Annotated in this window: 24 protein-coding genes, 1 tRNA gene and 1 pseudogene; 10 read left to right on the top strand and 16 right to left on the bottom strand. The window is 53.4% G+C overall.

Annotation, left to right across the window (positions count from 1 at the left end):
- Positions 1–226: 226 nt before the first annotated feature.
- Positions 227–823, bottom strand: a complete 597-nt coding sequence (locus RJ53_RS11005; protein ID WP_211531681.1) for an acyltransferase — start codon at positions 821–823, stop codon at positions 227–229.
- 406 nt (positions 824–1229) lie between these two features.
- Complete coding sequence (locus tag RJ53_RS11000) at positions 1230–1973, bottom strand: winged helix-turn-helix domain-containing protein (RefSeq protein ID WP_211531680.1); 744 nt, start codon at positions 1971–1973, stop codon at positions 1230–1232.
- 136 nt (positions 1974–2109) lie between these two features.
- Here RJ53_RS11000 and RJ53_RS10995 point away from each other — a divergent pair, with 136 nt between their 5' ends.
- Positions 2110–2511: an MTH865 family protein gene (locus RJ53_RS10995; RefSeq protein ID WP_211531679.1), complete on the top strand. Its 402-nt coding sequence runs from the start codon at positions 2110–2112 to the stop codon at positions 2509–2511.
- 122 nt (positions 2512–2633) lie between these two features.
- Here RJ53_RS10995 and RJ53_RS10990 read toward each other — a convergent pair whose 3' ends face one another.
- The 3 genes from RJ53_RS10990 to RJ53_RS10980 all read right to left on the bottom strand — a co-directional run bounded on the left by RJ53_RS10990 (position 2634) and on the right by RJ53_RS10980 (position 4166).
- Positions 2634–3404, bottom strand: a complete 771-nt coding sequence (locus RJ53_RS10990) for a 4Fe-4S binding protein (RefSeq protein WP_211531678.1) — start codon at positions 3402–3404, stop codon at positions 2634–2636.
- Between the two features lie 140 nt (positions 3405–3544).
- The gene (locus RJ53_RS10985; RefSeq protein ID WP_211531677.1) at positions 3545–3976 is read right to left on the bottom strand and encodes a pyridoxamine 5'-phosphate oxidase family protein; all 432 of its coding nucleotides are present in this window, start codon (positions 3974–3976) and stop codon (positions 3545–3547) included.
- A gap of 117 nt (positions 3977–4093) precedes the next feature.
- A tRNA-Gln gene (locus RJ53_RS10980) sits at positions 4094–4166 on the bottom strand.
- A gap of 150 nt (positions 4167–4316) precedes the next feature.
- On the opposite strand from RJ53_RS10980, the pseudogene RJ53_RS10970 reads away from it, so the two are divergent.
- Positions 4317–5119 (top strand): annotated as a pseudogene (locus RJ53_RS10970) (EFR1 family ferrodoxin).
- A 62-nt stretch (positions 5120–5181) separates the two neighbouring features.
- On the opposite strand, the gene RJ53_RS10965 reads toward RJ53_RS10970, so the two are convergent.
- The 3 genes from RJ53_RS10965 to RJ53_RS10955 are packed head-to-tail and all read right to left on the bottom strand — an operon-like array spanning position 5182 to position 6572.
- Positions 5182–5442 carry a hypothetical protein gene (locus RJ53_RS10965; protein ID WP_211531675.1) on the bottom strand — a complete coding sequence of 87 codons (261 nt, stop codon included), beginning with the start codon at positions 5440–5442 and terminating at the stop codon, positions 5182–5184.
- 48 nt (positions 5443–5490) lie between these two features.
- Positions 5491–5943 carry a DUF5814 domain-containing protein gene (locus tag RJ53_RS10960; protein WP_211531674.1) on the bottom strand — a complete coding sequence of 151 codons (453 nt, stop codon included), beginning with the start codon at positions 5941–5943 and terminating at the stop codon, positions 5491–5493.
- Positions 5943–6572: a DUF2150 family protein gene (locus tag RJ53_RS10955; protein WP_211531673.1), complete on the bottom strand. Its 630-nt coding sequence runs from the start codon at positions 6570–6572 to the stop codon at positions 5943–5945. The genes RJ53_RS10960 and RJ53_RS10955 overlap by 1 nt, the downstream gene beginning before the upstream one ends.
- Positions 6573–6646: 74 nt before the next feature.
- Between RJ53_RS10955 and thiI the strand changes: the two genes are divergently transcribed.
- Complete coding sequence (gene thiI, locus RJ53_RS10950; RefSeq protein ID WP_211531672.1) at positions 6647–7825, top strand: tRNA uracil 4-sulfurtransferase ThiI; 1179 nt, start codon at positions 6647–6649, stop codon at positions 7823–7825.
- Here the strand turns inward: thiI and RJ53_RS10945 are convergent.
- The gene (locus RJ53_RS10945; protein ID WP_211531671.1) at positions 7808–8989 is read right to left on the bottom strand and encodes an aminotransferase class V-fold PLP-dependent enzyme; all 1182 of its coding nucleotides are present in this window, start codon (positions 8987–8989) and stop codon (positions 7808–7810) included. The two genes, thiI and RJ53_RS10945, sit on opposite strands and share 18 nt — an antisense overlap.
- Entirely contained in the window at positions 8986–9168 is a 183-nt protein-coding gene (locus RJ53_RS10940; protein ID WP_211531670.1) for a hypothetical protein, read from the bottom strand. Before RJ53_RS10940 ends, RJ53_RS10945 begins: the two co-directional genes overlap by 4 nt.
- 86 nt (positions 9169–9254) lie before the next feature.
- Here RJ53_RS10940 and RJ53_RS10935 point away from each other — a divergent pair, with 86 nt between their 5' ends.
- From RJ53_RS10935 to RJ53_RS10920, 4 genes are read left to right on the top strand one after another with little or no spacing between them, the layout of a single operon-like run.
- Positions 9255–10388, top strand: coding sequence for a metallophosphoesterase family protein (locus RJ53_RS10935; RefSeq protein WP_211531669.1), 1134 nt, complete (start codon positions 9255–9257; stop codon positions 10386–10388).
- Positions 10385–13552: an AAA family ATPase gene (locus tag RJ53_RS10930; protein WP_211531668.1), complete on the top strand. Its 3168-nt coding sequence runs from the start codon at positions 10385–10387 to the stop codon at positions 13550–13552. Before RJ53_RS10935 ends, RJ53_RS10930 begins: the two co-directional genes overlap by 4 nt.
- The gene (locus tag RJ53_RS10925; RefSeq protein ID WP_211531667.1) at positions 13549–14523 is read left to right on the top strand and encodes a DNA double-strand break repair nuclease NurA; all 975 of its coding nucleotides are present in this window, start codon (positions 13549–13551) and stop codon (positions 14521–14523) included. The genes RJ53_RS10930 and RJ53_RS10925 overlap by 4 nt, the downstream gene beginning before the upstream one ends.
- Positions 14501–16096, top strand: coding sequence for an ATP-binding protein (locus RJ53_RS10920; protein WP_211531666.1), 1596 nt, complete (start codon positions 14501–14503; stop codon positions 16094–16096). The genes RJ53_RS10925 and RJ53_RS10920 overlap by 23 nt, the downstream gene beginning before the upstream one ends.
- Before the next feature lie 8 nt (positions 16097–16104).
- Here the strand turns inward: RJ53_RS10920 and RJ53_RS10915 are convergent, their stop codons facing one another.
- Positions 16105–16656 (bottom strand): single stranded DNA-binding domain-containing protein, encoded by a 552-nt coding sequence (locus RJ53_RS10915; protein WP_211531665.1) that lies wholly within the window; start codon positions 16654–16656, stop codon positions 16105–16107.
- An 18-nt stretch (positions 16657–16674) separates the two neighbouring features.
- Positions 16675–17544 carry a formate/nitrite transporter family protein gene (locus RJ53_RS10910; RefSeq protein WP_211531664.1) on the bottom strand — a complete coding sequence of 290 codons (870 nt, stop codon included), beginning with the start codon at positions 17542–17544 and terminating at the stop codon, positions 16675–16677.
- A 376-nt stretch (positions 17545–17920) separates the two neighbouring features.
- Between RJ53_RS10910 and RJ53_RS10905 the strand changes: the two genes are divergently transcribed.
- Entirely contained in the window at positions 17921–18466 is a 546-nt protein-coding gene (locus RJ53_RS10905) for a hypothetical protein (RefSeq protein ID WP_211531663.1), read from the top strand.
- An 80-nt stretch (positions 18467–18546) separates the two neighbouring features.
- Here RJ53_RS10905 and RJ53_RS10900 read toward each other — a convergent pair whose 3' ends face one another.
- Both RJ53_RS10900 and RJ53_RS10895 read right to left on the bottom strand, forming a co-directional pair.
- Positions 18547–19455, bottom strand: a complete 909-nt coding sequence (locus RJ53_RS10900; protein WP_211531662.1) for a hydantoinase/oxoprolinase family protein — start codon at positions 19453–19455, stop codon at positions 18547–18549.
- On the bottom strand, positions 19452–20336 hold the full coding sequence (locus RJ53_RS10895) for an ATP-grasp domain-containing protein (protein WP_211531661.1): 885 nt from the start codon (positions 20334–20336) through the stop codon (positions 19452–19454). The genes RJ53_RS10900 and RJ53_RS10895 overlap by 4 nt, the downstream gene beginning before the upstream one ends.
- 78 nt (positions 20337–20414) lie before the next feature.
- Between RJ53_RS10895 and surE the strand changes: the two genes are divergently transcribed.
- Positions 20415–21197, top strand: a complete 783-nt coding sequence (gene surE, locus RJ53_RS10890; protein ID WP_211531660.1) for a 5'/3'-nucleotidase SurE — start codon at positions 20415–20417, stop codon at positions 21195–21197.
- A 35-nt stretch (positions 21198–21232) separates the two neighbouring features.
- Complete coding sequence (gene rpiA / locus RJ53_RS10885; RefSeq protein WP_211531659.1) at positions 21233–21889, top strand: ribose-5-phosphate isomerase RpiA; 657 nt, start codon at positions 21233–21235, stop codon at positions 21887–21889.
- Between the two features lie 2 nt (positions 21890–21891).
- Here rpiA and RJ53_RS10880 read toward each other — a convergent pair whose 3' ends face one another.
- Both RJ53_RS10880 and RJ53_RS11950 read right to left on the bottom strand, forming a co-directional pair.
- A complete protein-coding gene (locus RJ53_RS10880) occupies positions 21892–22269 on the bottom strand; it encodes an ArsR family transcriptional regulator (RefSeq protein WP_211531658.1) in 378 nt (125 codons plus the stop codon).
- A gap of 477 nt (positions 22270–22746) precedes the next feature.
- Positions 22747–22866: an ATP-binding protein gene (locus RJ53_RS11950; protein WP_394357508.1), complete on the bottom strand. Its 120-nt coding sequence runs from the start codon at positions 22864–22866 to the stop codon at positions 22747–22749.
- Positions 22867–22879 lie beyond the last annotated feature (13 nt).

Here is a 22879-nt window from a genome sequence, read left to right as displayed (position 1 = left end):
TAGCCTGTTACGATCCTAAAATGAGAATACGGGGATCCATCTTTCTTTGAACGATGATCGAGAGATCTGGTTCAGAAACCAGTTCTGAAGATTTGGGGCAATATGACAAAAAAATATGAGGGTATGAAGAGGATGGATATGTTTGAGCGTTTCAATTTTTTTCACCGGAGATTAGAACCCGGCTGGATTAGATTATAAAAAACCATCCTCTTCCATTTTCTTTCTTCTATCCCCGTCTCATCTCCTCCGGGAGCGGCCTGATCCGTGCTGGTGATCCTATTGCCATCATCCCTGCCGGGACATCATGGGTGACGACGGAGCCGGCAGCAACAGCCGCCCCCCTGCCGATGGTGACGCCGGGGAGGATGATGGCGGCGGCCCCGATGGCGGCATAGTCCTCGATGATCGGCCCTTCAAGCCGGGGTTTGCCTGAGGGGGGGTAGCGGTCGTTTGTCAGGGTGACATGCGGGCCGATGAAGACGTGATCGCCGATGGTGGTATGGGTCGGGACGAATGCCATGCTCTGGATGCTGACACCTGAGCCGATGGTGCAGTTCCCCTCAATGATCGTCCCGGTGCCGATCGATGTCCCCTCCCCAATCAGCGTCTTCTCCCGGATCATCACATTATGGCCGGTGTTGCAGCGGTCCCCGAGGGTGACGTCGGCATAGAGGATGGTGCCGGATCGGAGGGTGACGTTGTTGCCGATGATCGTTCCTGGGTGGTCGGTTCTTCCGATATAGTCACGCGAGGGAAAGCCGATGGTGACCGGGTCAAAGACGGTGAGGCCATCGCCGATGGTGTTGATGCCGTACTCTATCATCTGATGAGAGATGAGCGGTGATTGGAGAAAAAAGGATTGGGTTTGGGTGTGAGAGGAGTGATACAATTGCCATTTGGTTTGTGGAAGATGACATTTTTGTTCCCTCATTTCATCTCGAATGGTATAACTGATGACGGGTTACTTTGGGAAAATATATATTGCCAATATACAAAACAGATTAAAAATCAATAACGGTACTATGTATGTTAACCGATCGAAGCCTTGAAGAGATCATTCTCGATCAGCGGGAGGTATTCATAGCAAAAGACCCCGGTGTAAAGAGATCCATCGATTGTCAACCACCCACGGTTAAAACCGTGGGCTTCCTGCCTGTAAGATCGTGATTGAAGATGCTGAGTCGCCACCACCAAACCACCAAGCTACCACCAATATACCACAATATCCCTCAATGGACCTCCTCGACCAGTCCTGATATCACCTCTATTGTCCTGTATCCCTTTCTGGTGATCAGATAATCTCCCCGTTCATGTCTCTGGAATATCATGCCAGAATCGGTAAGCTTTTTGATATGGAAGAGAAGGTTACCGCCCCGGAGCCCGGTCATCTGAGAGATTTCTGAGAACGTTCTCGTCTCTGTGGTGAGCGATTTGAGGATCTGGAACCTCTGGATATTTGCAACCGGTTCAAGAATCATCCTGACTGCTTTTTCCTCGTCAATCTGATGAGTATCGCCATTACCTTCGATTTTGTTATAGATGCCAAGGGACTCCATGAGGCCGACCTGTTGTTCAAAGAGCCGAATGACCTCGGAGAAGCATGTATCGCATCTGTCGGAGGGGCCTTTGCTTCGCAGATTCTTCAGCTCCTCCCTGTACGAGCGGATTATCTCATCGGAGACGTTCCCGTCCCTGATATGCCTCGCCGTATTTTGAAGGAACTCCATAAATACCCCAAAGCAGTTCTCCCGCATCGTACAGTTTGCGACCATGTGTGTGGAAAGATCCCCCCGGGCCGTCTCAACCTGCTGGTTCCTGAATAGATCCGAATACGTACCTTTCAGTTCCTCAAGTACCGAATCGATGTGCTGCCGGTTGGCATTCGTAATGAACCGCCTGAGTTCGTTCCTGAGTTCGGATATCTCGGTTTTCAGTTCACCGATCTCTGTTTGATTATCCTGTTTCGCTTCCACACGTATTCATCCCGTAATTGTATAATTTATTTTTTATTTTGTGTTGAGGTTACTATTCTGTACTGCCATCTTTTAGTATATTTTTATGACGATCAAGTATATATTTTTACCCTTCCCAGATAGTGTGGTGACAGAGATGTCGAAATGGAAGTATACAGAAAAAGACGTAACCCCGGAAGAGATCGACGAATCCCTCAAGGCAGTCAAAAGTGCATGCTTTGGGTGCGAGACCCATAGCTCCGACTGTTCAATTGCAAAAGCTGCCGGAGATGTTGCGGCCTTGAAAGACGAGGAGAACATTCCGGTGAAGGATCAGATCCATGCACAGATCGCCGGTGCACTTGCAGGTGCGACGTTTCCAATAGCGACACCAGATGATCTCATCGCTGCATTCCCGGACGGAGCCAACACCACATGCAGAGTCGGCGACCTGAAGATGACCGCGGGAGAGGCCGGAACGCTGTTGAAACCCTCCGACTTCCCGTTTAAAAGTGCAACGGATGTTGCGGACGTTATCGTATCAAGGGCAGGGCTCTGAGTTTTCACTGCTCCCATTTTTTTTCCTTTCAATGGGTGAACGGGATCATCGATATACAGACCCAGCACCGTTAATCTTCTCCGCTTTCAGCATAATTCTCCTAAGATTAAGTATATTCTTATCTATCCGCCACGGCCGCCAAACACCGGGCACTCCGTCACACACCGGCTGCACCGGATCGTCGCCATCCTCGCAATCCACGGAGCTACCGGGGCCAGGCACCTGAGGAGCAGCCGTCGCCCGATTAACCACGTCGCTATCGGAACAACGGGGCCCGGAACCCAGGGGCTGATCGTCCGGCACCGGAAGGTATCAACGCCATCCGGGCCGATGGCACCTACGGGACATGCCCGAATGCAGGCGCCGCACCGTCTGCAGAGAGCTGAGGGTATGGGTGCTTCCATCCCCCCGTCCTCCGGCAGATTGTCGTCACTCTTCTCTATCAGCCCCGTCTTCCCGGTGACGACACCGGAGAGGAGGAGTCGCGGGCCGTGGATGGGATGGAGGAGGAGGGTATTTCTTCCGATAGTCCCAAGCCCCCCGGCAGCAGCGAGATGCTTCAGCCGCACCACCCCCTGCACCCTGCCGCCGTCGATCCTGACCGGGAGATAGAGGGGGATATGCTCTGCCGGGATACCGTCAGCCCTCAGGAGTTCAGCGAGCCGGATGGCAACATCATTGAGGTACTCAGCTATCGCAAGCATCTCCCGCGTCTGATCAGCCGGGGAGAGCTGGTATGCACCAGGTGGAACGGGCCGTCCAAAGATGATGGCAGATGATGCGGACGGGAAGAACTCCCTGACGTACGTCTGATCGTCTGCCATGAGATCGGTGAGTGAAACCTCAGTGAACTCCTCTACTCCGGCCTGTTTGAAGAATGCATGCAGATCCACCAATACCTCCTCTTTGTTTATACACCTGGTTGGACTCAGATCATAAAGAAATATGATAGCCGGGATGAAAGATGGCTGATAAAGGGGCACTGTCACCGTACCCTGCCATCATCCCATCAATCGGAGAAGAAACGATCAGCTCAGAAGGTGACTCGTGGTGCTTCTGCTTCCCGATTATTGTATTCCATCGTCCAGAAGTATGCCTCCCCGTGGGCAACCCTGAAGATGACGAGTTTCGGATCAGCAGCTCCGGTGATCCCGATCTCAAGCAGCCATGGCCTCTCCTCAATCAGTCTCTTTCTGAGCGTGATGTCGCTGACCGGCTCGATTAATCCGGATACCCGCATCATTGTTCCTGCATTGTCACCCGGCGAATAGAAGCAGAGCTCAACCTTTGCGTTTTTTGTGAGCTGTTTCCAGACACTCTTTCCAATACCCGTATGATAATAGAATCCGGTTTCATCGGCAAACCACATGGCAAATGCCCGGACCCGTGGCTGGTCACCGTCCATTGTGGCGATATAGGTCAGCGGGTTCTCATTTGCGAATTTCACGCACTCGGAAAAGTCCATCTCGGCACCTCATATTTCAATATATGTAATGAGATAAATACTATGAGGCAGGGTGTCAGATATTGCTCTCCATCGCTTGTTTATAAAAAATAAGAGGTACTGAATCGTATCTCTGCATACTCCCGGGCGGATTCGAACCGCCGTCGCCGGATCCAAAGTCCTGCATGATTGACCACTACACTACGGGAGTGAGAAGATTCTCCAATATGTTTGCATCCTGAAGATATAGGAGTTTGGGGAGAGGTCACGATCCTGCGTCTCCCCCTACAGAGCGGAGACCGCACACCCGAAGATCTCTTTATCCCGTGCAGCCCAGAACAGTACAATAGGATCTGCCCCCATGACAACCATCATCTATTCCTTCACCGGCACCGGCAACACCCTCGCTGTTGCCCGCCAGCTTGGCGACGCTCTTGGCGATACAACAATCATTCCCATCACACGGGTGACGGGGAATGGGCCCCTCCCGCATGATGCAGAACCGGCAGATGCTATCGGGATCGCGTTCCCGGTGTACTACATGGATATGCCCCGGATTGTTGTGGAGTTTGTACACAGACTCCGGCTCAACGGCAACCCCTACATCTTCGGGATCGCCACCTGCGGCGGAAGCCCCGGGGGGCCCTCTTTCATCTCGACACACTCCTCAAAGAGAAGGGGGCCCGCCTCTCCCTTGGCGTTGCGATAACCATGCCCGAGAACTTCATCGGACCGGTGGACCTGATGGAACCGGAAGAGAAGGTTGAAGGGATACTGAGATCTGCCCGGGATAGGATACCCGGGATCGCCGCAGCCATCCGGGAGAGGCGGGAGTCCCTGCCGGAAGGATCCAACTCCCTCCCCTTCCGGATCGGAGGCTCATTCTTCCGTCTCCTGACAACATCGGTCTATCCGACGCACAAAAAACTCCATGCCACCGAACGCTGCAACGGGTGCGGGATATGCAGTCGGATCTGCCCGACACGAAATATCACCGTATCTGACAGTACCGTCACCTGGGGGAGCGACTGCACCTGGTGCTATGCCTGCATCCACTGGTGCCCGCAGGAGGCAGTCGAGATCGGGAGGAGAACCATTGGAAAACGGCGCTACCATCACCCGGATGTGACGGTGAAGGATATGATAAGACAGACAGGAGAATAACGCCGTCCTCTGTTCGTCGAAAGTTTTTTGATCATCCGCTGTATCAGCCGGAAAAAACAGCCCTATGATGCACCCTTCCTGCGATGCATCCGGATAAGAAAGTACCCCACGGCGAGCAGAACCACAAACCCCAAATGACACCCTATGTAGGCAGGATTATAGAAGATGCTGAACGCACTGTTGGATCCGTGATATGCGACCACCTGTGCATCTTCTGCCATCTGCGCTGATGCATGAATGATGCCGCTGCTCCCAACAAGGATGAAAAGGAACAGAGAAACACTGATCAGCCTTCTGCAATTATTGTACAGTAATTCCAGCATCCCTTTATCTCCGAGTGTTTCCAGACGCTGGAAGAGTATCAATATGTTCTACTGCTCAATATCCTTAATCGCCGCTTCGGTCCTTTTGGCCAGCTCATGCTGCCCCTCAAGCTCTGCGACCGACCGTATTGCTTCGAGCCGGTGGACCGACTCTTCAAGAAACGAGAGGATATCGGCGGGGAAGAGGTCGATCCCGTACTCGTCCAGGAGGTGCGCGTGAATCTCCCGGTGATCAAGCCCTTCCATCCGCAGCTCGATGATCATCAGGACGAACTTCTCCTCAGGGCATCCGCAGAGCGGGGTTCCCTTGCACCTGCAGTCAAGGAAATCCTTCTGGAACCGGAGAAGCTGATCGCGGAGCGTCGGATCAAGCTGCTCATAATTGAGCGATCCTGCGATCATCTCCAGGTTTGCACCATGAAAGGCGAAATCAGGGAGGCGATACCCTGCTATCCGCTGAATCTTCCGGGCCGCACGAAGGCGGGCCTTCTGTGCGATCACTATGCTTCACCGGGTTCTTCATCGAACTTCTTTAAGGACTTCATCGCCTCGCCCATCTTCTCGATGAGCACCAGCCACTCATCAAAGATGGTTGGTTCATCCGTCTCCTTCACAAACCGGCCACAGCATGCCGCACCTGCGATGACGGACGATCCAATCTCTGATGCAATCCGGAGTGCCTCCTCGGGATCATCATCACCGATCTTCTTCCCTTCCTTGACGAGAGTCTTGATATCCGCATCCGTGCTCTCACCTGCAAGGAAGAGCCGGGCGGAGGCGAAGAGAGCCATCATTGCAATCTGAACCGATCCGATGACCTCACCAAGATCCCCTTCTGGCACTGGCCCCATCACGATCTCGGATACCTCATCAAGTTTCTTGACGGCATCTTCGTGTGATATCCGTTCATTCTGCCATAATTTGATGATCTTCAGGACTGCAAGGACGATATCTTCACTGAAGTTCTCAAGGGTCCGGAAGCCCTCCGGCATATCCTCATCATCCTCTGACCCTTCAAAGTCGGCCTCTGAAAGCCGAAAAAGCCAGTTCTCCCACCGTTCCTGATTATAGAAGATATAGAACAATTTTGGTGCATCTTCTTTCTTTGCGTCACTCTTCTTCCGCGCCATCTACTGTACCATGACTCCCGCTCATTAATGAGGTTACCGCTCCCCTCATCTGCGATGAATGCCCATAGGTATCCATGGAGCGTTTGGTCATGGTGCGGTACGGGGAGCTCTTTTTAAAGAGCCCCCCGGTGATGCACCACTATATCGGAATATTAAAGCGAAACCTCACATGGGCGCTCAAAGCCTCGGGGATGGACCATACCATTGAGGATCACCGGGGCCGCCTCTATATTCATGGCGATGATCCTGAAGAGATCGCCAAGCTCGCAGCAAGGTGTTTTGGTGTCGTCGATACAAGCGTCGTCACCCGGACCGATCCGACAATGGACGCACTCGCAACAGAAGCCGTGGCCAGGGTCACTGAATCCGGGGTACGATCAGGGAGGTTTGCGGTCCGGGCACGCCGTGATCGGGTGCCTGGCTTCTCAAGCCAGGAGCTTGGTGCGTATGTCGGCTCAGCCATTCTGGATCAATATCCGGAGTTCACCGTCGATCTTAAAAACCCTGAGTACGAGATCACCGTTGAAGCCCGCACCTTCGGGGGATATGTCACCGATCACTTCATTCCGGGTCCCGGCGGTCTCCCGCTCGGAACACAGGGGCGGGCTGTCTGCCTCCTCTCCGCAGGAATCGACTCTCCGGTAGCCGCATGGCTGATGATGCGCCGCGGCACAGAGCTCATCCTCCTCCATTTCGACGGCGGCCGGTTTGCCGGATCGGCAACAAAGGAAGACGCGTACCGGCATGCAAAAACCCTCTCGATGTATTGTCTTGGATCTGAAATCCGGATTGTCGAGATTCCGATGGAGCCCTTCTTCACCGCACTTGCAGGACTTCCCGAACCCAGGTCCCGGTGTGTCCTCTGCAAACGGTTCATGCACCGTGTTGCCTCCCTGGTGGGAGAAGATTTCCAGTGCTCTTCCATTGTCAATGGCGATAACCTCGGGCAGGTCGCCTCACAGACCCTCGAAAATCTCGCCGTCGTCTCGGCGGCTGCGACCCTCCCGATCCTCAGGCCGCTCATCACCTATGACAAGGTCGAGGTGATCGATCTCGCTAAAAAGATCGGCACATTCATCGCCACACCAGGCGATCATGCCTGCCGGGCTGTTCCGAAGAAGCCTGCAACAGGTGCAATCATTGAGGAGATTGAAAAAGAGGAGGGGATGCTCCCGATGGATACCCTCATCCGGGAGGCGATGGCGGGTGCCATCCACCGGGTGGCCCTATCGGGTTCAGTCAGAGAGAGATAGCCCGTTTTCAGTTGCTATCTCACGGAAGGCATCGGCGGTATACTCCGCCTGTGCCATCGTCATTCCGTAGGTATTTAACTTCCAGATCTTTGTTGCTCCCGGGATAACCCCGGTTATGCCCATCTTAGAGAGGGCACTGGAGAGGAAGAAGCCTCGTTTCTTATGGGTCGCAGCTACGCGATCAAATGACGCACGGGTATCGATCCGGGTGAGCGTATGGCGGCGCGGCATCTCTGAGAGGATCGTTGTACCCTCTATTGAGAGGAGGGCATCTGTGACGATCCGGCTCTTTGCAAGCTCTTCATCCCACCGGAGGACCCGTTCCTTCACATGCGGGAATGAGGCCATCATTCCCATCACCGTCACCCCCATCAGGGTACAGCCCATCATGGCGATCTCTTTAATCCCAAATGTCCGTCCCGTCTGATCTCCTTTGACAGCGGTCGTCGCAAAGATCGTCTCCGCGTATTCATCCGTTGTTGCAACCAGACCGGATGGTGCGGGTGCTGCCATTGACTTATGCCCGGATCCGATGACGAAATCGACACCGAGTGCCTTCCCGTCCACCGGGAGGATCCCGACGGTATAGGCACCATTATAGAGAACCGGGATGTCGTAGCTGTGGGCAACGCGACTGATCTCTTTGATCTCATGGTGGTTACCATACTGGTAATCGACGCCCTCCACAAAGAGGAGCGAGGGAGTCTTTCCTTCCTCGCGGATCACCCGCTCAATCGTCTCCGCCGCCGCATCCGCGGTTATCCTGTTCTCAGCATTCTTCTGAATCTCGCGCGGGAGGCCGCCGGTCGATTCGACACCGAGGAACTCGGTATAATGGGAGAGTGCCGTCAGGATGACCGGATCTCCCTTTGAGACAAGGCCCTGGCAGACCGCCTGGAACCCCCGACGTGCACCCGGAACGAGGCGGCATGCATCCATCGAGAGCCAGGAAGCAAGTTCGGCATGAAAATCTGCGATTGGTGGCTTTTTGATATAATCGAGCCGGAAAGGCTTCCTGCAGTTATCACAGACGGAATATCCGTCACCATAGGCGATGACCGCTTTCATCGCATCTGCAGTAAGCCGCCCTCCGACCTGGATGGGATCGATGTTGATCGCCATCTCATCGACCTGGCGGACCTCGATATCCCCTGCGCATTTCATCGAATCAGCTCCTCTTCGAGAATCTCGACCTGTCGTTTCACCTTTGAGAGGATCTTCTCTGCCTTCTCTTTCTCCCCGGTATCAAGCTTATGAAGGGGAGCAGTCTCCCGAAGCATCACCCTGATATCGGTCAGGAGAAAGAGTGACTGGAAGAGTGCGTCTGTGGCACGTTGTGACATGATACAGGATCATTATGCCGCCACCATCTTTTAGTTTCACCCTTCGCACCCATCGCTTAATTCCGTAGAGGTTGAAGATACAAAGAATGAAGATCATCCATATCGCCGATACCCATCTTGGGGCAACGGCCTTCTCCCGGATCGATCAGGAGACGGGCATGAACCTCCGGGAGAAGCAGATTTATGATAACTTTCTTGCATCCATCCATGAGATCTGCAGGCAGAGGCCGGATGTGCTGCTCCATGCAGGGGATCTCTTCGACTCGGTGAAGCCGAGGACACAGGCGTATGTGACCGCATTTGAAGCACTTGAGATCCTCTCGGAAGCAGGAATCCCGCTCGTTGCCATCGCAGGCAACCACAGCATTCCAAAGACCCGGTATACACGCGCACCGTTTGCCCTCTTTGAGTACTATCCGGGAACGGTGCATATGGCATACCAGTTCCGGTATGAAGCGGTCGAAATCGGGGATACCGTCTTTCACCTGATCCCCAATATGCTCAGGCCGGAGGCATACAGGACCGCATATGATGAGATCGAACGACGCCCGGGTCATCACAATATCCTCGTCACCCACGGCCTTGCCAGTGATATCCGGGATCGCCGTCTGGCAACCGTCGCCGAACATGAGATCGACCCGACGATGACGACCGGCGACTTCGACTATATCGCCCTTGGCCATTATCATAACCAGAGCCAGATCGGACCTCGCGCATGGTACTCGGGATCCCTTGAGCACCTGACCTATGGTGAGATCCATGAGAGGAAAGGGGGGCTCGTCATCGATCCGGGGCGGCAGTCCGTCACCCCCCTCTCCCTTCCAAAAACCCCGATGATCGATCTCGGATCGGTATCTGCTGAAGATCTCAGTGCTGCGGAGGTGATCCGGGCGATCGAAGAGCGAATCGGGACGGTGGCTACCGAACCGATGCCGATGGCGCAGATCAGTCTCCTTGGGATTCGGAAAGAGACTGCACGTGCCATCGCAGGCAGGGAACTCGCACGCCTCCGTGAGCCGCTCCTCGATCTCAGGATCAGAACACTGACGGCTGAGGATCTCGTCACCGGGGAGAGGCAGGATACCGCCGCCTTCAACATCCAGGAAGAGTTCGCAACTTTTGTGAAGGGGAGGGGGCTCCCGGAGAAGACCGAGGCATTCATCCTGCAGAAGGGATCAGCGGTCCTCTCTTCGGTCATTGAGGAGGCAGAGACGGAATGATCCTCGAAGGGCTGCACCTGAAGAACTTCAAACGATACCGAGACGAGAAATTCTTCTTTAAAGACGGAATAACCGCGATAATCGGGAGTAATGGCGCAGGAAAGAGTAGTATCATGGAGGGGATCGTCTTTGCCCTCTATGGGATCTCCGGGTCCGGGATCGATCCCGACTTCGTGGTCAGCGCCGGTGCCGGGCCAAAGGAGTCATGCGAGGTCCGCCTCAACTTCTCGACCGGTGGAGAGCGGTACTCGGTCCTCCGGACATTTCGGAAGACGAAGTCCACAAGCCATGACGCTTCCCTCCACTTCGGGGACGGCCGGCTCATCGCCCAGGGGGTCAGCCCGGTACGGGATGCACTGCTTGGCATCATCAGAATGGGACCTTCGGACTTCAGAACGACGATCTACGCCCCCCAGAAGGATCTCCTTGCACTGCTCGATAAGAATCCGGTTGAACGGAAACGATGGTTTATGCGGGCACTTGGGATCGAGCGGATCCGCGATGGGGCATGGGAGCAGATCAGATCCGAGATCCGGGAGCTTGAAGGAACGATCGCCATGCTATCCGGACGGCTGGAGGAGATCGATCCCGACCGTCTCAAAGCCGAAGACCAGGAAGAGAAGGTGCGTGAAGAGGAGCAGACCGCTCATCTTACCACTCTGAGCCGCCAGGAGGAGGAGATCACCTCACATGAAGCCGAACATGCGAAGAAATCTGAAGATCTCCAGCAGAAGATGATGATCAGGGCGGAGCTTGGATCAAAGCATGGACATAAGCAGGAGAGGCTCAATGAACTCACGACAGCAATCACGAGGGCTGAAGCTGAATGTGCTGCTCTTGAAGAGGAGATGGCTGAGTATGCGATCTGTGCAGAGAAGGAACTTCTCTACCCGGAGATCAGGGATCGTGCCGGGCAGCTGAGAAAAACGCGTGACGCCCACCAGGAGGCAGCCCTCCGCCTGAGAGAGGCGGAGAGGAGGCTTCATGATCTGCAAGAGGTTCGTTCCCGGCTGGCTGAACGAAGAGACCTCATCCGGAAGGCAGAAGAAACGATGAGCAGCCTAAGAGATATCCCTGCACAACGGGAGCAGCTGCTTGCTGATCGGAGGCATATGGAGGCTGCAAGGGAAATCTATCATATCTCCAGACAGGAGTCTGCCACCATCGAGGCTGAGATTCGGATCCTTGGCGAGCGTGGCCAGGCACTCCGCCGTGAACGGGAGGGGCTCCATGAGCGTCTCAAGGCACTTGAGACGATAGAGGAAGACCTCACCTCCTATGAAGGGATCCTTGAAGAGAAGAACCGATATGCCGAAAGAGAACGGCTATCCGCTGAGCGGGAGCGGATCAAAAAAGAGATAGATCTGATTGAGGCGGACATCAGGGAATTTACACTCGCTGCCGAACCTCTGGCTGCTGAAGTACTGAAGAGGGAGGAGGCATATGGTGCGATCACTGCTGCCCGAGAGAATGCCGATCAGATCCGAAGACGGATCGCCACCATCCATGCCGAACTGAGCCGGGGAAGAGAGGTGCAGGGTGAGGCAGAGCGGCATCTTCATGAGCTTGAAGCTGCGGGAGAGAAGAGCCTCTGCCCGACCTGTGGCCAGCCACTCCGTGAGAGCTATGACGAGGCACGTACCCGCCTTCTGGATCAGATCAGAGCAGCCCGTGCCGATGAAGAGTGCCTCACTCTGGAGTGCGCCTCACACAACGAACAGCTGAAGCTGGAGGATGACGAAATCCGCCGTGGAGAGGAGAGAATCCGGCAGTCACATGATGCTGAACGGAGACTTGCCGGATTCGAGGCTAAAATCGGGGAGCGGAAGAGAGAGCATGAGCGTGCTGCCACCCAATATGCGGATCTCCAGGAGAAGATCACCCACCTGACTGCTGACGGGATCGACGCAGACGATCTTGAGCGCCGACTGGAGGAGTACACCCGGCTCATCAGAGAGAGGGACGCAGCCAGGTATGAGATCCTTCGTCTCCCAAAGATTGAGGCCGAACAGCAGGCTCTTACCGGGCGGGCAGAGGCACTCTTTGGCCGTCTCGAAGAGGCACAGTCCAAAGCCGCTTCATCAGGATACTCAGAAGAAGGACTTGCAACTATTGATAGGGAGATTACTGCAATCGAACCCCTTTATGAAGAGTATCGAACGCAGGCAGCCATCATTACCGGGAAGGAGTCGGCTGAGGAGGAGCTGGGGAGGGTCGAATCTGAAAGAGAACTCCTCATTAGGAGAACAGCCTCGATTCGGGATGAAATTGAGCAGATCGGGTTTGATCCCGATGCCTATACCAGGGGAGAAGAGGCATACAAGGAAGCAGTCACGTTCCATGACCGGTACCTCTCCCTCAAAGGAAGGGTAGAGCGTATTCCTGAGGTGAAGGCAGGGCTCGATGCCCTCAAGACCGAAAAGAGAGGCTATGCAGCAGATATCCTCAGACTGGAGGAGGAGCTCGCTCTCCTTGCCCATCTTCCATCGGAGGTCGAAAGGACCCGAAGAGAGGGGGAAGTGCTCCGGACACGGAGAAAGCAATCAGATACGGAGATCCGGACCTGCACCGTCCTCCTTGCGGAAGTCCGGCAGAAGCGGGGACGCATCCGGGAATCGATAGCAAAGGCCGGGGAGCTGGCAAGACTTCAGAAGGAAACCCTCTCCGAAAAGGCCCTCCTCGAATCGACAGGAACCATCCTCAAGCAGTTCGCCGAACACCTCATCGGCTCGGTCCGGGGACGAATCGAAGGGGAGGTGGGTGCCATCCTCTCCCTCATCACCGATGGCCGGTATGAGCATGTCACCATCGATGATGACTTCTCCATCAGGGTCCATGAGGCGGGCGTAGACTATCCTTCCTCCAGGTTTTCGGGTGGAGAGCAGGACGACATTGCAGTCGCCCTCAGGATCGCCCTCTCACGGCATATAGCCGCCACACACCGGATCCGTGATGCAACGGTGCTCATCTTCGACGAGATCTTTGGCAGCCAGGATGATGAGCGGAGAAAACATCTGATCCGTGCCCTCAGGAGACAGGAGGCACACTTCCCGCAGATCCTCCTGATATCCCATATCGAGGGCGTCCAGGAGGAGTGCCAGACGACGATACGGGTGGAGGAGCGGCCGGATCTGACCAGCATCGCAACCGAGGTCGGAGAATGAACGGAGCCTATATTCAGGACCTTATCAGAATCATCTCCGATATCAGGCAGAGGAGGGGGGGCGAAACCGGTGCCGATCTCCTCGAAGGGATGGGAATTCAGCCAAAAGATTTCATCCCTATTCAGAAAGGTCCCGAACGCCCTGTATCAGCAGTTGATGGGAGTAATGCAACGGTCTACCAGACCCCGTTCTTCTCCATCATCGCCTGCCGGGGTGCCCTCACCCGGTACCGGGATCAGGATCGCGATCGCCTCAGCCTTACGCCATGGCGGCTCTGCCGGATCGGTGAGGGGCAGGAGGAGGACTTTGCCGAGTTGTTTCTGGAGTTCTTTGGCCGCAGCCCTGATGCACAGCTACAACAGGGAGACACCCTTGCGGCAGAGGCGGCGTTCCGGGACACCATCGAGTACGGCCTCTCCCTCATCGCTGCACGTGAGGCTTCCCCCGGGAGCCTCCTGCTGCTTGACGGTGCCCTTTATGCCGAACACCCTGCCCATCGTGAGGTGCTTACGGAGATTATGACGACCTGCAGGGATCGGGGTCTCCTCCTTGCCGCCGTCACAAAGAACGCCGGTGTCACATGGGATGCTGTTCATCCGCTTGTCCCGTCGGTGATGAAGAGTGCGGGTCTGCTCGGGATCAGGGGGCCATGGTACCTGAGATTCGGCGAGGTCTTCGTCACCTGCCTGCATCACGCTGCGAAACGTGCGTTTATGGTCACCATTCCATCCGGTTATTCTTATGAGGAGACCGCATCGGTCTTCTCAGCCCTCGCCTCCTATGCAGGCGATGGCAGGGTGACCGGCTACCCCTATCCCCTGATGGATGCCCATCGGCAGGTGGCGATCCGATCCGATCAGGTACAGCGAATCAGGCAGGATATTATCGCCGGATGCGCAACCCAGTCGATCGGTTATGAAGAGTTTGAAGAGATTACCGGAGATTACCATGACGAACTTAATCGATATTGATACAGGCGATGCGGCAAAGTTTCGCCTCATCGGACAGAATGTGCTGAACTACCGTTGTGCTGTCCCGTACACAAGCGAGATCTCCCTCGGTGATCTCCTCGTCGTCCGGGATACCAGAAAAGAGATCACCTTCTATGCAAAGGTGACCGGCATGCAGCATGCAAGCAACTTTGCCGATGCAAACTGGGATACCCGGCCTCATACCGGCCATTTTTACAATCTCGGCGAGGATGTCTTCCTTCTCCTTGAGGCGACCCCGCTCGGCTACCTTGACGAGGAGGGGAGATTCAGGAAGCCAAAGACGATACCGACAAAGTTCTCTCAGATCCGGCCTGCGGAAGAAGAAGATTTTGTCTTCCTCAACGACTATATGGGAGTAATCGAGGTCGGGCTCGTCCGGAATGGAACGGGGACAATTCAATCGGCACCTGTCGGACTCCATCCCCACGACCTCACCCAGCACATGGGCGTCTTTGCAACCACCGGTATGGGGAAGAGTAACTTCATGAAGGTCTTCTCCGCATCCTGTATGAAGACACGGCCATTCGGCCTCCTGATGGTCGATCCCCATGGCGAGTACCTCAAAGGCCGTGCGGGTCCGACCGGGGGGAGCAATCCCGGGCTTACTCATTACAAGACAGCCAGGGACGGGCTTGCCATCTTCTCAACACGAAATGAGAAGGAGATCAGGGATTACGGCGCATCCACTCTCAGCATCGCCTACGATGACTTCCGTCCATCAGATCTCTACCCCATCTTTGATTTTTCCGAGGCACAGACAGAGATCCTTGAGACGATCGGTGATCTCTCCGGTTCCCGGATGATCGACTTCTTCGGATCAACCGACTTCACAGAGGACTGGTACGAGAGCTACTCCGGAGCTCAGCATGAGACCGCCCGCAGGCTGAAGGAATTTCATGAAACATCCCTCAGATCAGTAAAGAGGAAACTTGAGATCCTCACAAGGCAGAACTCCTTCTTCAGGAGGACAGGCTCGTCGGTGCAGGCGATCAGATCAGCTCTTGAAAAGTCGCAGGTCGTCTTAATCGACATACCCGGAATGCGGGAGCAGTCTGAACTCTTCATCCTCTCCCTTCTCACACGAACCCTCCTCAATGAACGGAGGAACGATGGATTCGGTGCGGATGATGATACACCGCCGGGGCAGATCCTCATCGCCATCGAGGAGGCGCAACGGGTCCTTGGCCCGGGGAGGGGAACAGCAGTCTTTCGGGAGTGTGCGATGGAAGGGAGAAAGTTCGGGATAGGGCTCTGTGTCATCACCCAGCAGCCGAAGAATATCGATCCCAGGATACTTGCCCAGATCAATACGTACGTCGTCCTCGGCCTCTCAGACAAATCTGATCGTGCGATGATCGCATCAAGTGCAAAACAGGATCTCACCCCTCTTGATGGTGAGATTCAAACCCTTGAGCGGGGCGAGGCAGTGATCAGCACCCTCTCGGTTCCGTTTCCGATCAGCTGCAGGATTCATGCGTTTGATGCGTATATCAAAAGGCCAACGATGCAGAAGACGGACCCGATACGGGATGGGTTAAGGAATAGTTTTTGAAAAGGGCGTTACTTTCGCCTCTTCTCTTTCTTCTCATTCTTTTCTGTCTCTACCGGCTTCTCTTTCACCTTTCTCCGGATGGAGACACCATTGACGACCGGATCACCGCTGATGATGTAGCGTCGGATAACCGAACCCAAAACCTCAACGACATCACCCACTGCGATATCCTCCTCAGGATTGGTGAACATCTTCACCGATACCTCCCCGGTACGATCTGCAAGAAGGTACTGAGGCCTGTTGAGGAATTTGAAATGAGCACGCTCGATGACACCTTCAAGACGAACCGGTTTGCCGATCAACGCCTCGGAGATCTGGTTTGTCCGTATCGTCTGAGCTTCTGCCTCATACATCGGCCTGAGATCGCGATACTGGCTCTGGCTCATATAATTCATGGCAAGCGGAATCGTCAGAATGAGGAGCAGTGTCGGAACTCCCCAGACAAGGAGAGAATAATCCATTCCGGTATCAAAAAAAGTGAAAAGGAGAACACCGGTGAAGAAGAGGAAGACACCCAGATGGGCGATCGACAATCTCACCGTAATGTTTCCTATCTTCATGTGTTAACACTACCAGACTTACTTCAGTGCAGCGATCTCCTTACGGAACGCTACCCAGTAGATGATACCGACGAAGAGCAATCCACCGACGATATTACCTATTGTGACCAGAATGACGTTGTTTGTCCACATTGTCACCCAGTTGAGATCAACAACCTTGCTCGCATGAACAGCTAGCTGATCGGGCGTCATAAGTCCTTTTGTCATGATTCCTGCAGGGATAAAGAACATGTTTGCGATACTGTGTTCAAGTCCGCTGGCAACGAAAGCCATGATTGGGAACCAGATACCGAAGAACTTACCGACGGCATCGTCTGCGCATATACCGAGAAGAACAGCAAGGTTAACGAGCCAGTTACAGCCGACTGCCTTGAGGAAGAGAGACCACATGGCCATTCCACCGGCATAGTTCACTTTTCCCCATGCTATAGCAACTGCTGTAGTACCAAATGCACCAACAGTAGCTGTACCTGAGGCATCCCAGCTTGTATAGGGGCCATAAACCATCAGATATGCATAGACAATCGAACCGATGAAGTTTCCAACATAGACCCATACCCAGAGATTTAAAACCTGTGCCCAGCTGATTTTATGAATAAATGCAGCCATTGGAGCGAGCATTGCGTCGCCTGTAAACAGTTCAGCACCTGTAAGAATGGTGATGATAAGACCGACAGGGAAGACCGCACCGCGAATGAGTGCTGCAAAACCAGGACCGAGGAAGTCAGCAACGCCTGTACCACAGACTGTTGCGAGGCCGGCTCCCATGGCGATGTATGCGCCGGACATAAATCCACGCATAATCATGTTCCACCATGGCAGGCCTACCTTATACTTACCTGCATCTCCCGCCTTAGCAACAATCTGCACTGGAGGATGAAATACCATATTTCTACACACCTCTTTGTAATGTCCCACCTATCACCCGAATGTTTGATCACTTCGGAGTAGGCACAGAAGATGATTTTAAAAGCAAATATTAAAACATTTCTAAATAGTTTCTGGTGGGAGGATATGCTGATGAATATACAGGGTTTATTTTATATAGATCTTGTAATTGTTCTTAAAAAGTTAACTAATACCTCCTCAATCAACTCAGTACCCCATCGAGATTTATATGAGATCTACCTAATATTCCCGTATATGCCCGGTTGCGCGCAGATAACCCGTGATCAGAACAACCCTTCCCTGACACCATGCCACATCTACAGGAGATGAGTCGCCATTGCTACGAAAAATACTGATACCTCCCTTTCTCTCAGAGATGATCTCCTCATCTGTCACACTCTTTGACGGAGTAAACTTCTCTGAGATACGACGAAGCTGTCCTTCCTGCACAGGCCCACTCCGAAGACATGATGTCAGGAAGAAACGATTTGCCCGGCTCATATGGGGGGAATCCACCAGGAATATCAATGTCTATATTACACGCTACCGATGCGGGGAGTGTCATCGGCTCTGGTATGCTGATGAACCATTCTACCCGGATACACGCCATGGTGTTCCGGTCGTCGACCTTGCCGTTGCACTCTCAACGAAATACCCCTTCCATAAGACGGCACGGATACTCTCCGGGCTTGGAATCCTGATTGATCGGGGTACTGTCCGTTTATATAACCGGCTTCCAATACCGGAGACGACGGATATGTACGGGATACCTGTTCCAAACCGCATCATTGCCCTGTCAGGACTCGTCGCTGAGGGGGGAGCCATCGAAGGGGCAGAACTGCTCGCCGCCCTTTCCCTCCCATTCACAGAGCGGGCAGCGCCGGAGAGATGCCCTGCTTCGGAAGAGGAACGGGATGAATAGAAGAAGAACGAAGAACGGATACCCAGGAATAAAAGAGAGGGCGGTTACCAGAACCGACCCTGTAGTTAGAGCGATAGCAATCAGATACCGTTCCGTATCGCCACCTCTCTCACCGCATATGCCGGAAGTGCATCAGCGAACCTACCCAGATCCTGAGTGAGATTGATCCCTCCAAAGGTTGTGTGGATGAGCTCTGCACCGATCCCTGCGGCGAGGATCGTCTCCCTTCCGGTTCGCCCCAAGGCATCTCCGATGAGGGTTCTTTGGGCATCCCAGAATGCCTCGGCGATTGCAACAGCCCCCTCTTCGCCGATCTCATCGAGATCGGCACAGGCCATCCGGGCGAGACGAAGAAGGCTCTTCTCGCGTGTTGCTTCCTTCCCGTCAGGTGTGGCAACAGTATACTCATCCGAAGTGATATGTCCAAGGACGAGGTGGGCATCCCCTGCTGAAGCAAAGTACTCAGTCGAGAGCGGCGTCTCATAGCCGTCTATGCATGCCGACCGGACGAGTGAGGAGACGGGGGTTCTGAGCATCCCACAATAGACGAGATATCCTGCCCGGAGGCGTGAGAGATCGGTCTGCCCTTTCAGGTCTTCAAAAGGCTGTAGCGGGATGATATCGGCGGTTGTGCTACCGAGATCAATGAGGAGGGCATCCTGATACCGATCCTTGAGAAGATCCGCTGAGGCAAGCCAGTTCGCAGCGGCAAGCTCCGGAGCCGGCCCGGCGTGAAATGCGGCATCTGTGCCATAAAACCGGGCCTTTGGCAGTGCGCCCCTGACAGCATCGACGATGAAGCGGACACCCTCGGATTTGTTGTTGAAACAGTCGGCAAGCTCTCCGCTCATCACGATGGCGGCATCATCATCAAACTCTGAAAGAATATCTCCAAGCGGCGCCTTCTCCCAGAGCGGGCAGTACCTGATGATCACCTCATCATCGGTAACGATCTTGATGTTTGCCCCGCCGATGTCAATCCCGATCATTCCGGATAGATCCCTCCATTGGTGTCAAAAGAGACGGTACCCTTCAGGTGAACAGGGGGAAGCTCAAGTCCTTCAGATGCCTTGATGAGAAGATCGCCGATCTCCTCTTCCATCACATGGGCGATCCCAATCAGGCTTGTTGTAATCCGTGGATTGACATCGACGACAACGATCCGATCCCCGACGATCATATCTATCCCGATATAGCCCTGACATCCAAGGATCTTTACTACCTTCTCTGCAATCGCACCAATCTCTTCTGAGCGGGGATGGTCGATCGGTGTCGTGCCACCATGATAGAGCATCTTTCCATCCCTGATCTCGACATTCTGCCGGTTGATCGCAAGAATGCGTGGTGGTGCACCACTATACCAGAGGCATGCCTCCCCAACGACCCGCGAGGCGATGATAGAAACGGAAATGGCATCACCTTCAATATACTCCTGTCCAAACTCACCGTCACCCGGTTCTTCATCAGCGATCCGGACATTTTTTGCACCGACCCCCTTGATCGGCTTGATCACCCTCGTTCCGCTTGTGACCTCACGGGGAACATCGATGCCATGATCGGAAAGGAGACGTGCTGTCAGCCTTTTATTTGCACAGAGGGCGGCGTTTGTACTGTTTGTACCCACCGAGTGGACGATACACTCCATCTCATGGGTGAAGCCTGCGAGGAGATCATCCGGCGCAATGACGAGGCCATAATCACAGACCTCAGCAAGACGACGTATCTCGCGTTTGAAGTCCCCCTTCTCAGGAGAGAGAACCTCATATCCAAGACGTTCAAAGCTTGCCTTCAATGTTTTTACCATAGCCTCGCCCTCTGAGGCGAGTTCTGGTTGATGCAGGGTTGTATACTCTGCAAGGAGCACCTTCATACCTATAGATAGAACCGGAACGAAGATGAGGCTTTTCCGATACAAGGATATTTCTTCCTGTGAGGAGGACTCATATTCATGAAACCCAGAATTCTGCTGACAAACGATGATGGCGTCTCTTCAGGAGGTCTCTGGGCTGCCTATACAGCCCTCTCCGAGATCGCTGATGTGACGGTCGTCGCCCCATCCACGCAGCAGAGCGCGGTGGGGAGATCGATATCGATCTTTGAACCTATCCGGTTGCATAAGGTGGTCATCAACGGATTTGATGCCTATGCAGTCGATGGTAAACCGACCGATGCGGTGATCATCGGATTATATGCCCTGAAGCTACAACCGGATCTCGTCGTCTCCGGCATTAACATCGGCGAGAACCTCAGTTTCGAATCGATCATGACCTCAGGTACTGTAGGGGCCGCCCTCGAAGCTGCAAATCAGGGAACCCCGGCGGTTGCCTTCTCCCTTGAAGTGAGCGATCAGGGGATGAAATTTGATGATCCCCGATCCGCGATGATACATGGTGAAGAGATAGGCCATGTCGTCGCCGATGTCTGTACCCGTATCCTTGATTCTGGGTTCCCAAAAGGGGCAGATGTCCTCAATGTGAATATCCCATCCACGATCAGAGGAGGATATGAGGTGACCCGGCTTGCGCACAAACTCTTCCATACCGGAGTTGAGGAGAGGTTTGATCCCAGAGGTCGGCCATATTACTGGATCAATGGCCCGCTCATCGATGATGCAGAGGAAGGGACCGATGTCCATGCCGTCCGGCAGGGAAGGATCTCGCTCACCCCGGTGACCCTTGACTGTACAGCACCCGGGGCATTCGATGAGATCAGAAAGCAGTTCTGCCCATAACAACGTAGATAGCCCCTTCCATCATACCTGATCGTATGGATACAGCAAAACAGGAGGCGGGATACCGTGCAGCCGGGTTTGTCCGTGACGGGATGGTCATCGGAATTGGAACCGGATCAACGGTCCTCTATGCAATGGAGCGGATTGTACACCGGATCCGCGAAGAGAATCTCTCCATCCTCGGAGTTCCGACCTCCCACCAGGCGGCATTCAGGGCGGTTGAGATGGGTATCCCCCTCACCTCACTGGACTCCCATCCATCACTTGATCTTGCTATCGATGGTGCCGATCAGGTCGATCCTGCAAAACTGATGATCAAAGGGCGGGGAGCTGCACATCTGCGTGAGAAGTGTGTCGCTGATGCAGCACGGCAGTTCATCGTCGTTGTCGACGATTCGAAGTGTGTGGCAGAGCTCAATGGGAAGATACCAATTGAAGTGCTCCCGTTTGCCTGCATGCCGGTTATCAGGAAGCTGTCAGAATACGGTGGCAGGGCTGAGATCAGAACAGGATCCGGAAAAGACGGACCCGTCATATCAGATAATGGGAATATCATCATGGACTGTCTCTTCGAAAGAATAGAAGACCCGAAATCTCTTGAGAGGGAACTTGCAATGATACCGGGTATCGTTGCCTCAGGCCTCTTTACACAATATGCAGATAAGACGACTGTTATCGTCGGAAAAAAGTAGGTTTATGATTCGATGCATTTACGCATTCGGTTGATCATCGATATCTGAGACTCGGCTTCCTGCCGTTTCTTCTGTTCAAGGATATTGGTGATCTCAGCGAGTCCAAGTGCGATCGAATAGATCTTCACAGGTCTCCCCTTATTTTCCGTCTTACTCTCACGAAATGTTACCCATTCCTGTTCTTTCAACTCGCGCATTGCAATACTGACCTCAGGCTGGCGCAGGTCTGTACCCCGCTCAATTTCACGTGAGCTCGCCTCAGATAGTTCAGAGAGAAAGACGAGTACTTTCGCGACATTTCTTTTCATCCCCACACCAACAAGAAGATTAACCATCTCATCCTGTAATGGTGTAAGCGTTCCAAATACTCCTGATTCCATATTGCATCTCCTTGTATACCATTATTTATACACCATTATATATAAAATCTTTCATCCTATCAGGTAGTAAGAAACATACAATGAAAGATTGTATCGGTTCGTTATTGAAATCCAGCCACGTTTATTAATATTAATTTTTAACAATAACCCGACAAATATAGGTGCTTACTATTAGCAATAAAAAAAATATAATCTCCTCATTTTTTGAGAAATAAAGTGCAGAAATACGATATTTACTGTTTCATACCAGGAAATGCCGCTATTTCAGGAGAGAAAAGACCGGGGGGATCACCATACCACCGCTGATCAGCAGAGTCTTTTGCAGGTGGAAAAAGGGCTTTCTGAGGGTTCTTTCCAAATATCAGGGAGTATATTGGATATATGTACACGCCCATTCAAAATTGCCCACGGGGCCCATTCGTTTTTGCCCACTTAAATTCATAATTACGCTCAATAGTATATAATGTTTTTTACTCTTCACCGTTGCCGGAAACTGGTACCATTCATATTCATCACAAGAGCCCGATGAGTGATCCTGTCAAGAAGAGCAGCTGTTAGGATCGGATCACGAAAGATTTTGATCCATTCGGAGAACATCAGGTTCGATGTA

The organism is Methanocalculus chunghsingensis, assembly GCF_018132105.1.
Taxonomy (GTDB): Archaea; Halobacteriota; Methanomicrobia; order Methanomicrobiales; family Methanocorpusculaceae; genus Methanocalculus; species Methanocalculus chunghsingensis.
This window is presented reverse-complemented; position numbering and strand designations above follow the sequence as displayed.